We start from the raw sequence: 14,018 nt of genomic DNA, 5'->3' as shown, positions 1-14,018 counted from the left end.
TCCACCCCGATGAGGGTGCGGATACTCGGCACCGCCGCGGGCGGCGGCGTCCCCCAGTGGAACTGCGCGTGCCACGGGTGCGCCGCCGCCCGCGCGCACCCGTCGTGGCGCCGCCTGCACGCCTCGATCGCGCTCGAGGCGTCCGAGGGACGCTGGTACGTGGTCAACGCGACCCCGGACATCGCCGAGCAGATCGAGGCGAACCCGGACCTGCATCCCGGTCCGGAGCGGCGCCGGACCCCGGTCGCGGGAGTGGTCCTCACCGACGCCGAACTCGACCACACGCTCGGGCTGCCGCGCCTGCGCGAGGCGTCCGGCCTGCACGTCCTCGCGACCGGCACCGTCCGCGACGCGCTGGCGCGCGGGCTGCGGCTGGACCGCGTCCTCGCCCCGTACACCGCGCTGACCTGGTCGGACCTCCCCGAGGACGGGACCGCTCCGCTCGGAGGCACGGACGGCCTGGAGGTCCGGGCCGTCCGCGTCTCGGGCAAGCGCCCCCGCTACGCAGCCGACCTCGACGTGCCGGACGGGGCGTGGTCCGTGGCGCTGCACGTCACCGACCGGCGCAGCGGCGCGGGCCTCGTCTACGCACCGGCGCTCGCCGGCTGGCCGCCCGCACTCGACCGCGCGCTCGCAGAGGCGGCCTGCGTCATCGTCGACGGGACGTTCTGGGACGACGACGAACCACGCCGTTCCGGCTTCACCCAGCGGACCGCCACCGAGATGGGCCACCTGCCGATCAGCGGCCCGGACGGGACAGCGGAACGGCTCGCGGCACTGCCCGCGGCACGCCGCCTCTACACCCACCTGAACAACACCAACCCCCTCGTCGACCCCGGCCACGACGGCCACCGCACCCTCGCCGGGATGGGGATCGAGGTCGCATCGGAAGGCCAGGTGATCGAACTGTGAACCCGACGACGGACGCCCCGCCCCGCGCCGCCGGCCCCCTGCCCTGGACGCCCGGCGAACTGGAGGACCGGCTCCGCGAGATCGCCGCCGAGCGCTACCACCACCGGCACCCGTTCAACCTGCGCATGCACGACGGGCTGCTGGCGCCGGAGGAGCTGCGCTGCTGGGTGCTGAACCGGTTCCACTACCAGCGGCACATCCCGATCAAGGACGCCCTCATCCTGGCCAAGCTCGACGACCGGGAACTGCGCCGCAGCTGGATCCGGCGCATCCACGACCACGACGGCCGGGACGGCGGCGGCGGCGATTCCGCGGACGCGGGCGGCATCGAGCGGTGGCTGCGTCTCGGCGAGGCCGTCGGCCTGGACCGCGTGCTGCTGCTCTCGGGGGAAGGCGTCCTGCCCGGCGTCCGGTTCGCCGTCGAGGGCTACGTGAACTTCTGCCGCCTCGCCACGCCCCTGGAGGCGATCGCCTCGTCCCTGACCGAGCTCTTCGCGCCCGACCTGATGGTCACGAGGATCGGAGCCTGGGAACGCCACTACCCCTGGATCGAGCCGGAAGGGCTGCGCTATTTCCAGGTTCGCGTGCAGCAGGGCCGCCGCGACGCCGATGAAGCTCTCGCCCTGGTGCATCGATGGGCCGAGACCCGTGCCGACCAGGAGCGGGTGCTGGCGGCGTTCACCTTCAAATGCGATGTGCTCTGGTCCCTGCTGGACGCGGTCGAGCACGCGGGCGCCCCGAAGACCGGAACCGTGAACCCCGGGACCGCGGATGCCGGCTGAACGCGCCCGGACGACGACGGTCGCGGGGGACGAGCGGCCCGCGCTCGCCCGCTCCGTCCTGCTCCGCTATGACCGCGTCCGCGGGGCCGAGCTGCTGCTGATGCCGGAGCGGGCCGTCGTGCTCAGCCCGGAGGCCGGGCGCATCCTGCGGCTCTGCGACGGGCACCGCACCGTCGCCGGCATCATCGCCGCGCTCGCCGCCGAGCACCCGGACGCCCCGCTCGAACGGGACGTCCCCGAATTCGTCGCGAGGATCCGCGCCGAGGGATGGCTGCAATGACCGAACCCGCCGCGCCATGGGCGCTGCTCGCCGAACTGACCCACGCGTGCCCGCTGCACTGCCCCTACTGCTCCAACCCGCTGGAACTGGTCCGGCGCAGCACCGAACTGGCGGCGGAGGAGTGGGCGCGGGTCTTCACCGAGGCCGCCGACCTCGGCATCGTCCAGGCGCACCTCTCGGGCGGTGAACCGCTCCTGCGTCCCGACCTGGAGGAGATCGTGGCGGCGGCGCACCGGGCGGGCGTCTACACCCAGCTCGTCACCAGCGGCCTCGCGCTGACCGCCGAGCGGCTGGACGCGCTCGCCGGCGCCGGGATCAACAGCGTGCAGCTCTCGGTGCAGGACGCCGACCGGAAGAACTCCGACCTCATCGCCGGGCGCACGTCCTTCGCGGCGAAGGAACGCGCCGCGGCCGTCATCCGCGCCACCGGGCTGCCATTCGGGCTCAACGTCGTCCTGCACCGGCACAACCTGGACCGCCTGCCCGAGATCATCGAACTCGGCGAAAGCTGGGGAGCCGACCGCATCGAACTGGCCAACGCGCAGTTCTACGGCTGGGCCCTCCGCAACCGGGACGTCCTGCTGCCTACCCGGGAGCAGTTCGATCGCGCCAAGCAGACGGTGGCCGAGCACCGGGAGAGGCCGGGCGGCCCGGAACTCGTGTGGGTCCTTCCCGACTACTACGAGGGGGTGCCGAAACCATGCATGGGCGGCTGGGGCGCCCGTTCCATCACCGTGGCGCCCGACGGGACCGCGCTGCCGTGCCCCGCCGCCTACGCGATGACGGAACTGCACCCGCCGAACGTGCGCGATCATTCGCTCGCGTGGATCTGGCAGCGGTCCGAGGCCTTCAACGCCTACCGCGGCACCGCGTGGATGAGCGGGCCGTGCGGCGACTGCCCGCGCCGCGAGATCGACTTCGGCGGATGCCGGTGCCAGGCGCACGCGCTGACCGGCGACGCCTCCCGCACGGACCCGGCCTGCGCCCTGTCACCCGACCACCATCTGGTGAGCGACCCCGCCGCCCTCGCCGGGCAGGCGCCCGGCGCGGAGCCGGAGTTCGTCTACCGCAGGCCCGGCGGCGCGCGCGGTCAGGGGCCGGTGCGGCCGAGCGGCCCGCGTCCCGCGCCCGTCAGGTAGGCGACGACCATCTCGCCGATCATCTCGCGGTGCCGCCGCCGGTGCTCCGGTGCGGTCATGTCCCGGCCGAACAGCGCGCCGAACGTGTGCTGGTTGGCGATCCGGAAGAAGCAGAACGAACTGATCATCATGTGCACGTCGATGGCGTCCGCCCCGGCCACGAAGTCGCCGCTCGCCCGGCCGGCCTCCAGGATCTGCGAGATCAGCTCCGCGACCGGGCCGCTGAGGTTCGGCAGCGCCTCCGACTTGCGCAGATGCTCGGCCTGGTGGATGTTCTCGATGCTGACCAGCTTGATGAAGTCCGGATGCGCCTCGTGGTGGTCGAAGGTCAGCTCGGCCAGCGTGCGGATCGCCTCCACCGGCGCCAGGTGCTGGACGTCGATCGTCGACTCCAGCTTGCGCACCTCGCCGTAGGCCTTCTCCAGCACGGCGACGTACAGCTTCTCCTTGCCCCCGAAGTAGTAGTAGATCATCCGCTTGGTGGTGCGCATGAGCGCGGCCATGTCGTCCACCCGGGCGCCGGCGTACCCGTGCCGCGCGAACTCCCGCTGCGCGACCTCGAGGATCTCCGCGCGGGTGCGGTCGGCGTCACGCCGGCGGTCTCCCGAGGCGGCTGTGACGGACTGCGACGACATGCGACTCCACGACATGGTTGCGGACGGGAACTCATCCTATGGCGGCCCGGCCGCCGGTCCCGCGCGCTGACCACGAGTGGTCCCGGGGCGGCGTCCGGCGGGGGTCAGCCCGGGCGGCGGCGGTGCGGGCGGGCGTGCTGCGCGGCCAGCCGGATCGGCGCGTTCACGGCACCGTATCCGCGGTATCCGCCGATGCGCTGGACGATCTCGAAGAACACCCGCCCGGTCGTCTCGGTGTAGAAATGCAGGAACTCGCCGTGCTCGTCCCGGTCGTAGAGAAGGTCCAGTTCCCGGAGCAGCCGGTGCCTTTCCGTGCCGAGGTCGTACCGCGCTTCGAGGTCGTCGTAATAGTTGTCCGGAATGGCGAGTATCGCCGCGCCGGACGCGCGGACCCTCCGGGCCGTCGCGGCGATGTCCCTGCTCGCCAGTGCGACGTGCTGCCACGCCGTGCTGTGCGATCCGTCGTGCGCGCCGACATAGGCGACATTGAGCGCCACCCGCACCCGGCCGTCCTCGGTGGACACCGCGCGGCTGCGCATGAGGCCATGGGGATCGGGCAATTCCAGGCTCTCGTGCGGGCGGAGCCCGAGAACGCTCCGGTAGAACAGCGACGCCTCGTCGAAGTGATGCCACGGCTGGGTGAGCGCCACGTGATCGATATGCGTGATCTCGGCGGCGGCAGGGTCGGCGCTCCGCCGGTCCGCCGAGAAGTCGTCGGTCCAGTCGGGGTGGTCGGGACGCGCCGTCCGGCAGAAGAAGACCTCGGTCCCGTCGGGCGCGGCGACGGCGTCCAGCGGGGCGTCGTGCGGCCCGCGCAGCCGCGGCAGGACGGGGGACAGCAGCGCCTCGGCGCGCTTGACCGCCGCGGCCGGGTCCAGCGACTCCAGCCCGATCGCGCCGAGCGCGGGACCGTCCGGGCTCTCCGCGCTGCCGCTGTTCACCAGCACGCGGGCCGCGCCCTGCTCCCACAGCTCCACCGGCTTGCCGGCGTGCCGTCCGGTGCGGACGAACCCCAGGGCGTCCAGGAGGGTCCCGAGCGGGCCGGCGGGCGGCGCCGCCAGCTCGGCGAACGCGAACCCGGTCGGCACGACCGGGGGAGGCGGAGCCGTCAGCCCCGGGACCGCGTCGCCGGTGAGCCGCCGGACCTGCTCCTCCAGCGCGATGAGCGAGCGCATGGCGTCCTGCGCGGTGCGCATGGAGGCCGCCTGCCGGAAGATGTCGTTGAACACCTCCAGCGACAATGGCCCGTCATATCCCGTGTGGAGGACATGGGCGACGAGCCCCGCCACGTCCAGATCCCCCTGCCCCGGGAAACACCGGTAATGGCGGCTCCAATAGAGCACGTCCATCGGCAGGGACGGAGCGTCGGCGAGCTGCAAGAAGAAGATCTTGTCGCCGGGAATCGTGCGGATCGCGTACGGATCGACGTCCCGCGCCAATATGTGGAAGCTGTCCAGGCACAGTCCCAGATTGGGATGGTCGGCCATGCGCACGATCCGCCAGGCGTGGAAATAGTCGCTGACGTGCCGCCCCCACGCGAGCGCCTCGTAGGCGATCCGGATCCCGTGCTCGGCCGCGCGCTCGGCGAGCAGCCGGAGCTGCTCGGCGGCGAGCGCGTCGTCGTCGATCGCGGCCGGGGACACGCTCGAGCACACCAGCAGCCGCGTGACGCCGAGGCGCTCCATCACCGCGAACTTGTGCTCCGCCCGCCGCAGCCCGGCCGCCAGCACGTCCGGCGGCACCGCCTCGAAGTCGCGGAACGGCTGGTACAGCTCGACGGCCAGGCCGAGATCGGCTGCGCGGCGCCGCACGTCCTCGGGGCTCAGGTCGGCGGCGAGCAGGTCGTTCTCGAAGATCTCGACGCCGTCGAACCCGGCGCCGCCGATCGCCGTCAGCTTGTCCGCCAGCGAGCCGCTGAGCGACACGGTCGCGATTGACCTGCGCATGCCGCGATAGTCCCCTCTTTATGGACGAACTAGTCCGTTAGGGTAGCACCGCCCGACCTGCTGACGGATCGACAGTTGCTATTGGCGCATCGCCAATAGTTGCCCTAGGGTGTCCCGTGCTCGACGGCGTCCGGATCCGGGGAGGTGATCATCGTGGCCGTCGCCCATCTGCCGGGCCGCGTCCACGGGCTGCTCGGCGAGGTCGGTGAGCTGTTCGTCATCGCGCTGGAGGGGCTGCGGCGCACCTGGGACGTGCGCCGGTGGTTCTGGGAGTTCGCCGAGCAGGCGTGGTTCCTCGCGCGGGTGACGAGCCTGCCGGTGATCCTGGTGTCGCTGCCGCTCGGCGCGACCGTGGCGTTGCAGGTGGGGCAGCTGGCGGCCCAGCTCGGCGCGCAGTCGGCGACCGGGGGAGCGGTCGTCGTCGGCCTGGTGCGCGAGGTCGCCCCGATCGCCGCCGCGCTCATCATCGCGGGCGCGGGCGGCTCGGCGATGACCGCCGACATGGGCGCACGCAGGATCCGCGACGAGCTGGCCGCGATGGAGACGATGGCGGTCAACCCGGTGCACCGGCTGGTCACCCCGCGGCTGTGGGCGTCCAGCCTGATCTCGACGCTGCTGGCCTCGCTGGTCATCGTCTCCGGCGCCGCCGGCGGGTTCGTGTTCAACGTGCTGCTGCAGGACGTCACCCCGGGCGCGTACTTCGACGGCGCGGTCTCGCTGCTGCAGGTGTCCGACCTGGTCGTGACGCTGCTGAAGGCGTGGCTGTTCGGGCTGGTCGCCGCGGTCGTGGCCTGCCACATGGGGATGACCTGCGCGCAGAGCCCGGTCGGGGTCGGCCGCGCGGTGAACCGGGCGATCGTGGTCGCCTTCATGCTGGTGTTCGCCCTCAACTACGTGATCACGACGGTGTACTTCGTCGCGTTCCCGCCGAAGATCTGATGGCGGGTCCGATGGCGGCCGGACGGGCCGGACGGTCCGGGCTGCGGGCGGCGGGGCGGCTCGCCGAGCGGACCGGCGACCTCGCGCAGTGGCCGGTGTTCGTGTACCGGGTGCTGCTGTACTCCGCCCGCGACCTGGTGTGGCACCGCAAGTACGCGCGGACGGTCGCCCGGCACGTCAGCGACGTCGTCGTGGGCGCGGGGGCGACCGTGGTCGGCGGCGGCATGATCTTCGTGATCTTCACGATGGCGTTCTTCGTCGGCACCGAGGTGGGGCTGCAGGGCTACACCGGCCTGGAGTCGATCGGCGCGCAGTCGTTCATGGGGCTGGTCGGCTCGTTCGCCAACGTCCGGGAGATCACCCCGGTGATCGCGGCGACCGCGCTGGCGGCGCAGTGCGGGTCGGCGTTCACCGCCGAGCTGGGCGCGATGCGGATCTCCGAGGAGATCGACGCGCTGGAGGTCATGGGCATCGGGTCGTTCGCCTACCTGGTGTGCACGCGGGTGGTGGCCGCGCTGGTCGCGCTCGTCCCGCTGTACCTGATCGCGCTGTTCGCCAGCTTCTTCGCGACCCGGCTGATCAGCACGGAGTTCTTCGACCTCGCGCCGGGCGTGTACGACTACTACTTCCGGCTGTACCTGCCGACGATCGACCTGGTCTACAGCTCGGTCAAGGTCGCGGTGTTCGCCTTCGCCGTCATCACCATCCACTGCTTCTACGGCTACTACGCCACCGGCGGGCCGGCCGGGGTGGGGCGCGCGGCGGGCCGGGCGATCCGGCTGTCGATCGTGACGATCGTGACCCTGAACCTGCTGCTGTCGTACGTGTTCTGGGGCGGCGGCGCGACGGTGAGGCTGAGCGGATGATCAACGAGGAGCTCTCCCTGCCGCGCCGGCTGCTGATCACGGCGCTCACGCTGGCCGTGGTCGCGGCGGTCCTGTGGGCGCTGGTCGCCAAGCCGTTCCAGGACGGCGGGACGGTGCTGACCGCCGAGTTCGGCCGCGCCGGGCAGGGGCTCGGCAAGGGCGCGCCGGTGAAGGTCCGCGGTGTCCAGGTCGGCTCGGTGCAGCGGGTGCGGTTGGCCGAGGACGGCAAGGCGCGGCTGACGCTGCGGCTCGACTCCGGCATGCGCGTCCCGGACACGGTGACCGCCTCCATCGAGCCCGCCTCGGCGTTCGGCCCCAAGTTCGTCGACCTGATCCCGGGCACGCACGAAGGCGCCGGCCCGTATCTCGCCTCGGGCGCGAGGATCGCGCGCACGTCCGATCCGCAGGACCTGTCCGATCTGCTCGCCGACGCCGACAGGCAGCTGGGCGCGATCGCTCCCGAGGACGTCTACACGATCGTCCACACGGCCGCACAGGGCCTGGACGGGCAGGGCGCGAAGCTGGCCGCCGTCATCGACCAGAGCGGCGTCCTGCTGAACGTCGCCTACAAGCACCGGGGAGACGCCCGCCGGTTCGTCTCCGACGGCGCGAAGCTGAGCGGCGCGCTGTCCGGATCGGGCGACGAGATCGCGGGGATCAGTGGGGACGCCGACGCGCTCATCACCGCCGCGGCGAGCGGCCGCAAGGGACGGCTCGGCGACTTCGCCGACCAGATCTCCGCGCTGTCGGCGCTGGTCGCCCACGGCTTCGACAAGCGCGGCGGGCAGCTCGGCGAGGCGTTCCGCAGCGGGGAGCGCGCCGCCGCGGTCATCTACTCCCAGCTCGGCCTGCTCGGGGACGCGGTCCGCACCGGCAACCGCATCCTGCCGCTCTACCAGGAACTGGCCTCGGCGCCGGGTCCCGGCGGCAAGCACTACCTGCGGTCCGAGGCGTTCCTGCCGACCGACCCGTGCGCGCTGATCCTCGGCCTGTGCGGCCCGGGCGGCGGAACGAAGGGAGGCCGGTGACATGCGCGTCCCGAGCGCGGCGCGGATGAGCGACCAGGCGCGGTTCCGCGCCGGTGTCATCGTCAGGCTGGTCGCGTTCCTGCTGGTGACCGGGTTCCTCACCGTGGTCATCGGCGCGCAGATCGCCCGGGTGGGGTTCGGCGGCGGCTGGCACGTGTCGGCGACGTTCGACGACGCGAGCGGCCTGTCCGAGGGCGACCAGGTGAAGATCGCCGGCGCGCCGGTCGGCCGGGTCGACGGGGTGAAGGTGGTGGACGGCCGCGCGAGGGTCGACATGACCGTCCGCGAGTCGGTCGAGGTGCCGTCCGACAGCGAGGCCGCCGTCCGCTGGCGCGACGCCATGGGCCGCCGCGTCGTCTACCTCATCCCCGGCACGAGCCCGACCATGATGCGGCCCGGCGCCCACATCACCCGCACCCGGTCCGTCGTGGACGGCAGCGCGCTGCTGGACGAGCTCGCGCCCCTTACCAAGAGCCTGGACCCGAAACAGGTGAATACGGTGCTGGTGTCGCTCGCCCAGGCACTGGACGGCAACGCCGGCGACATCGACCGGCTGATCGGAAACGTCGACCGGCTGTCGTCCACGATCGCCGAGCGCCGCGGCACGCTCAAGCGGATGCTCGCCGACTACGCCACCGTCACCGAGCTCATCGCCCGCCGCGACAAGCAGATCGGCGCCGCTACCGACGACCTGGTCAGCCTCAGCGGCGCGTTCGCCGACAACCGCAGGCTGATCGACGACACGCTGGTGCAGCTCGCCGCTCTGGCGCGCACGTCCGACGCCGTCCTGGCGGGCAACGCCGACAGGCTCGCCGACGTCATCGACAAGCTGTCGACGTTCACCGCCGGAGTGCACCGCAACGACGAGACCGTCGCGAACGTGCTGGAGTCGGCGACGCCGAAGCTCCGGCACATCTTCGCCGCCGTGGACAACGGCCGCTTCATCGAGACGGCCATCCCCTGCCTCAGCCTCGCCGCCCCGCCCTGCCCGTACCCGACGCGGCTCCCCGGCCCCCGCGAGGACGGGAGCGGCAGGCCGATCGACTCTCCGGACGCCCTGCAGAACCTCATGGTCGGAGGCCGCCCGTGGCGCTGAAGTCCTTCCGCGACCGCAACAAGATCGTCGTCGGGCTCGTGTCGGCGACGGTCCTGGTGCTGCTGCTCGTGACGGTGTTCCTGGTCGGGACGAAGGGCCTGCTGCAGGACCGCTACACCGTCACCGGCGTCTTCGCCGACACCGGCGGTCTGCGCTCCGGCGACGACGTCCGGGTGGCGGGCGTCCGGGTCGGCGAGGTCGGCGGCGTCCACCCCGACTTCCGGCACGGCCGGGTGCTGATCACCTGGAAGGTCGACTCGGGCGTCGACCTCGGCCCGGCGACCCGCGCGCAGATCGAGGTGTCGAACATCCTCGGCGGCCGCTACCTGCGGCTGTCCGGCGCCGTCACCAGCCCGCACCTGGCCGACCTGCCGCCCGCCAGGCGGCGCATCCCCATCGAGCGGACCCAGGTGCCGACCACGGTCAACGACGTCCTCAACACCTCGACCCGCACGGTCGCGCGGCTGGACACCCGGGCGATCAACAAGATCGTCTCCGAGCTGCAGGGCGTGGACGCCGCGCACCGCGGACGCCTGTCCCGCACCCTGGTCAACCTGTCGGAGCTGGCGGAGACGGTCAACGACTCCAGCCCGCGGATCAAGCAGTTGCTCGCCGACGGCGACCGCATCCTGTCCCTCGCCCGCGCCAAGGACGAGCAGCTGAACCGGCTGCTCGGCAACGTCCAGGCGATGCTGGACGAACTCCAGCGCCGCAAGCAGGAGCTCGCGGCGTTCCTGGGCAGCGGCAGCCGCACCGTCTCCAGCCTCACCAGGCTGATCGACGACCACCAGGCGCAGCTGCTGTCGGTCATGGCGGACCTGCGCGGCACGCTCGGCACGCTGCGCCCGCAGACCGGCGCGTTCAACGACCTGCTCGCCTGGGCGGGCCCCACCCTCAGCGGCCTCGCCGGAACCGGCGGCTACGGGCCGTGGCTGGAGGTCGTCGCGACCGGCCTCGGCCCGCTGTCCCCGCAGGACCTCGCCCAGCTCGCGCGCCTGGCCCCCAAGGGAGAACGATGATGCGACGCACGGCCGCCGTGACCGCGGCCCTGGCCCTGGCCGCGGCCACTGGCGGATGCACGGTGACCAGTGGCGGCGGCACCTACAAGCTGACCGTCTACTTCGCCAAGACGCCGTCGCTGTACGAGCGGTCCCGCGTGAAGGTCATGGGCGCCGACTCCGGCACGATCACCTCCATCGAGGACCAGCAGACGCGCGTGCGCGTGGAGCTGGCCGTCAAGCGCTCCGTCCCGGTGCCGGCGGACGTCCACGCCGCCATCGCCTCCGACGACGCGCTCGGCGAGCGGTACGTGCTGCTGCACCCGGTGTGGAAGCCCGGCATGCCGAGGGCGGCGTCCGGCGCCGTCGTCCCGCAGTCGCGCACCGAGCTGCCCGTCGAGATCGACGACGCGCTCGCCGCCTTCGCCAAGCTCAACCGCTCCATCGACCCGAAGGAGCTCGGGTCGGCCTTCCACCGCGGCGCGGACGGGCTGCGCGGCCACGGCGGCGACGTCAACGTCGCGCTGGGCGCCACGTCCCGGCTGACCAGCGAACTCGCCGGCCAGGACCAGCGGATCGTCTCGCTGGCGAAGAACCTGCGGTCGGTCGCGGCGAGCCTGAACGGACGCGACGAGCAGCTGTCCCGGCTGCTCGCCTCGTTCTCCACCACGAGCAGCACGCTGGCCGGAGAGCGGACGAAGCTGCGGGACTTCGTCGCCGGCCTGGCCGCCGCCATCCGCAAGAGCGACGTCCTCATCACCGGCTACCGCGAGACGCTGCCGGGCGCCGTCGCCGACCTGTCCAACATCGTCCTGACCCTCAAGGGCAACGCCCAGGGGCTCAACCAGGCGATCCAGGGGCTCGGGCAGTTCGCCGACGTCGCGGTGAAGGCATGGGACCGCAAGCAGCACGTCGCCACCATCCGCGTCCTCGTCCACGCCACCCTCCGCACCTGGCTCCAGCCGCTGTTCACCGCGATGGGCTGGGGGACCGTGCCCTGCATTCCGGACAATCCGGCACTCGGCAACTGCGTGCCGAACGGAAAGGCGGGCCGATGAGACGCCCCGCCGTCACCTGCTGCGCTGTCGCGGTCGCGGTGACCGTCGGCACCGCGAGCGGCTGCTCGCTCCGGACGATCGGCGCTCCCCGCGGCGGCACGACCCTTTCGGCGACGTTCGACGACGTGCAGAGCCTCGTCGTCGGCCACAGCGTCCAGGTGTCGGACGTGCGGGTCGGCACCGTGACCGCGATCGGGCTGTCCGGGTACCGCGCCAGGGTCACCATGTCGCTGCGGGACGGCCGGCGCATCCCGGTCGGCACGACCGCCACGATCGCCAAGTCGTCGCTGCTCGGCGAGAACTACGTCCGCCTCGACCTGCCGCCCGGCCGCGACCTGCGCACCGGGCCGTTCCTGCCCGGCGGCGCCGCGATCGTCCAGACGTCCGTTCAGCCCGACCTCGAACAGGTCAGCGAGAAGGTGGGGCCGCTGATCGCCGCGCTCGGCGGGCAGGACCTCGCGACCATCGCCGGCGAGTCGGCGACCGCGCTCGACGGCCGGGGCCGCAAGCTCAACACCCTGATCAAGCGGGCCGCCGACGTCACCGACGGCTACGCCGCCGCCAGCGCCGACCTCGGCCACGCCCTCGACTCCCTGGCGAAACTCGGCGACTCCCTGGAGAAGGGCAAGGGCGGCATCGGACGGCTCCCCGGCGACATCGCCCTCGCCACGCAGCGGCTCCAGGACGAACGCCACCGCATCAAGACCTCCATCCGGCGGCTCGAACAGCTCGCCCGCTCGGTCAACGCGAAGGTGCAGCAGCGGCACGCCAAGCGCCTGGGCGTCCTGCTGGGACGCGCCGACCAGCTGCTGGCCGCGGCGCTGCGGGGACGCGACGACCTCAAGGCCCTCGCCGCCAACGTCCTGACGTTCCTGCGCGGCCCGTCGGTCTCCTACAGCGGCCAGGCGCTGCTGTTCCTCTGGATCAAGGGCTTCCTGCCCCAGCAGGGCAAGGCGCCCGCCGACGCCCGGCCGCAGTCGCGGTCGCTGACCGGACTCCTCGGACCGCGCCCATGAAGACACCGTCGCTGAAGTTCCCGCAGGTGAAGCAGCCGCGGATCGTCATCAACCTGATCTTCTTCGCGCTGCTCGGCGCCGTCCTCGCGGTCTGGGCCGTCCGCAACATCATCACGATCGACGCCCTCGAGCGCCCGTTCCCGGTGACCGCCGACTTCGCCACCTCGCCCGGCCTGCACCGCGACCTGGAGGTGACGCACCTCGGCGTCAAGGTCGGACGCGTCGGCGGCGTGCGGCTCCGCGACGGCCACGTCGAGGTCCGCATCGAGATGGACCGCGGCGTGCACGTCCCGAAGGACGCGGGCGCGCGGGTGCTCCGCAAGTCCGCGATCGGCGAGCCCTACATCGAGCTGACCTCACCGAAGACTCCCGGCGGCGGCTACCTCGCGGCCGGCGACCGCATCCCCCTCGCCCGGACCGCCGGCACCACCGACTACAAGCAGCTGTTCACCGGGCTCAGCAACACCCTCAAGGCCGTCGACCCCCGCGACGCGCGGACCCTGTTCCACGAGGCGGCGACCGGGCTCCAGGGCCGCGGCACCGCCCTGCACGACATGATCGGCGACACCGACCGGCTCACCGCGACGCTCGCCGCGAACGCCCCGGCGCTGGACGCCCTCGCCACCCAGCTCACCCGGCTCACCGCGACCCTCACCGAGCACCGCTACCAGCTGGTGTCCGGCGTCAACGACCTCGCCGCCTTCACCGCGACGATGCGGCAGGCGCGCCGCGACCTCGACACCGTCCTCGCGCAGGGCCCCGGCACCCTCGGCGACCTCAACGACCTGCTGCGGACCGCGAGGCCCGGGCTGGACTGCCTGCTGTCGGCCGCGGCGGTACCGACCGTCCCCGTCTTCGACTCCGCGAACCGGGCGCGGATCGAGCACGTCCTCCGGATGGTCCCGACCCTCCAGGCCCTGGTGTCGGACGTGCGGGTGAAGGAGGGCACGGGAAGCGCGCTGCGCGTCACCCCGGTGATCACCGTGGCGGGCCCGCCGCAGGCCGCCGAGTACGCCGCCCCGGCGACCAAACCGACCGCGCCCGCCCTCACGCTCTGCCCCGCCAGCAAGGGGAAGGGCACCGCCAAGTCCGGCGGGAGCACGGCCTCCGCCGCCGCGGACTCGCGAGCAGGCGCGCAGGCCCGGACGCCCGCGCCGGTCGCGACCCGCCCTGTCAGCGCGGAAGGCGAGCGCCGCTCACCCCTGTCGCGCTCGCTGCCCCTGCTGCCGCCCGCCCTCGCGGTCGTGGTGGTGCTGGCCGTCGCCGCGAACGTCGCCAGGACGCTGGTGCGCCGCCGATCCGGCGCGCGCCGATGAACGGAGG

The 14,018-nt window shown here is 72.7% G+C and carries 14 protein-coding genes; 12 read left to right on the top strand and 2 right to left on the bottom strand.

Annotated features, from left to right (window positions below; all coding sequences use genetic code 11):
* The first annotated feature begins 9 nt into the window (after positions 1-9).
* Genes pqqB through pqqE form a run of 4 tightly spaced genes read left to right on the top strand, consistent with a single transcriptional unit; the run spans position 10 to position 3,113 of the window.
* Positions 10-912, top strand: coding sequence for a pyrroloquinoline quinone biosynthesis protein PqqB (gene pqqB / locus QP089_RS08570; protein ID WP_285910843.1), 903 nt, complete (start codon positions 10-12; stop codon positions 910-912).
* Complete coding sequence (pqqC, locus tag QP089_RS08565) at positions 909-1,694, top strand: pyrroloquinoline-quinone synthase PqqC (protein WP_285910842.1); 786 nt, start codon at positions 909-911, stop codon at positions 1,692-1,694. Before pqqB ends, pqqC begins: the two co-directional genes overlap by 4 nt.
* Positions 1,684-1,974, top strand: a complete 291-nt coding sequence (gene pqqD, locus QP089_RS08560; RefSeq protein WP_285910841.1) for a pyrroloquinoline quinone biosynthesis peptide chaperone PqqD — start codon at positions 1,684-1,686, stop codon at positions 1,972-1,974. Before pqqC ends, pqqD begins: the two co-directional genes overlap by 11 nt.
* Positions 1,971-3,113, top strand: coding sequence for a pyrroloquinoline quinone biosynthesis protein PqqE (gene pqqE, locus QP089_RS08555; protein ID WP_285910840.1), 1,143 nt, complete (start codon positions 1,971-1,973; stop codon positions 3,111-3,113). Before pqqD ends, pqqE begins: the two co-directional genes overlap by 4 nt.
* Here the strand turns inward: pqqE and QP089_RS08550 are convergent.
* Complete coding sequence (locus QP089_RS08550; RefSeq protein WP_285910839.1) at positions 3,065-3,748, bottom strand: TetR/AcrR family transcriptional regulator; 684 nt, start codon at positions 3,746-3,748, stop codon at positions 3,065-3,067. The two genes, pqqE and QP089_RS08550, sit on opposite strands and share 49 nt — an antisense overlap.
* 104 nt (positions 3,749-3,852) lie before the next feature.
* Positions 3,853-5,694 (bottom strand): bifunctional sugar phosphate isomerase/epimerase/4-hydroxyphenylpyruvate dioxygenase family protein, encoded by a 1,842-nt coding sequence (locus QP089_RS08545; RefSeq protein WP_285910838.1) that lies wholly within the window; start codon positions 5,692-5,694, stop codon positions 3,853-3,855.
* Between the two features lie 147 nt (positions 5,695-5,841).
* On the opposite strand from QP089_RS08545, the gene QP089_RS08540 reads away from it, so the two are divergent.
* The 8 genes from QP089_RS08540 to QP089_RS08505 are packed head-to-tail and all read left to right on the top strand — an operon-like array spanning position 5,842 to position 14,011.
* A complete protein-coding gene (locus QP089_RS08540; RefSeq protein WP_446474016.1) occupies positions 5,842-6,633 on the top strand; it encodes an MlaE family ABC transporter permease in 792 nt (263 codons plus the stop codon).
* Positions 6,633-7,499, top strand: a complete 867-nt coding sequence (locus tag QP089_RS08535; protein ID WP_285910836.1) for an ABC transporter permease — start codon at positions 6,633-6,635, stop codon at positions 7,497-7,499. The genes QP089_RS08540 and QP089_RS08535 overlap by 1 nt, the downstream gene beginning before the upstream one ends.
* Positions 7,496-8,527: an MlaD family protein gene (locus QP089_RS08530; protein ID WP_285910835.1), complete on the top strand. Its 1,032-nt coding sequence runs from the start codon at positions 7,496-7,498 to the stop codon at positions 8,525-8,527. The genes QP089_RS08535 and QP089_RS08530 overlap by 4 nt, the downstream gene beginning before the upstream one ends.
* 1 nt (position 8,528) lies before the next feature.
* Entirely contained in the window at positions 8,529-9,623 is a 1,095-nt protein-coding gene (locus tag QP089_RS08525; RefSeq protein WP_285910834.1) for an MCE family protein, read from the top strand.
* Positions 9,614-10,642 carry an MCE family protein gene (locus QP089_RS08520; protein ID WP_285910833.1) on the top strand — a complete coding sequence of 343 codons (1,029 nt, stop codon included), beginning with the start codon at positions 9,614-9,616 and terminating at the stop codon, positions 10,640-10,642. The genes QP089_RS08525 and QP089_RS08520 overlap by 10 nt, the downstream gene beginning before the upstream one ends.
* The gene (locus tag QP089_RS08515; RefSeq protein WP_285910832.1) at positions 10,639-11,679 is read left to right on the top strand and encodes an MCE family protein; all 1,041 of its coding nucleotides are present in this window, start codon (positions 10,639-10,641) and stop codon (positions 11,677-11,679) included. Before QP089_RS08520 ends, QP089_RS08515 begins: the two co-directional genes overlap by 4 nt.
* The gene (locus tag QP089_RS08510) at positions 11,676-12,695 is read left to right on the top strand and encodes an MlaD family protein (protein WP_285910831.1); all 1,020 of its coding nucleotides are present in this window, start codon (positions 11,676-11,678) and stop codon (positions 12,693-12,695) included. The genes QP089_RS08515 and QP089_RS08510 overlap by 4 nt, the downstream gene beginning before the upstream one ends.
* On the top strand, positions 12,692-14,011 hold the full coding sequence (locus tag QP089_RS08505; protein ID WP_285910830.1) for an MCE family protein: 1,320 nt from the start codon (positions 12,692-12,694) through the stop codon (positions 14,009-14,011). The genes QP089_RS08510 and QP089_RS08505 overlap by 4 nt, the downstream gene beginning before the upstream one ends.
* Positions 14,012-14,018: the final 7 nt, after the last annotated feature.

Origin of the sequence: Actinomadura opuntiae (assembly GCF_030283205.1) — a bacterium.
Taxonomy (GTDB): Bacteria; Actinomycetota; Actinomycetes; order Streptosporangiales; family Streptosporangiaceae; genus Spirillospora.
Note: the sequence above shows the minus strand (reverse complement) of the source record. Positions and strands in the feature narration are given on the sequence as shown.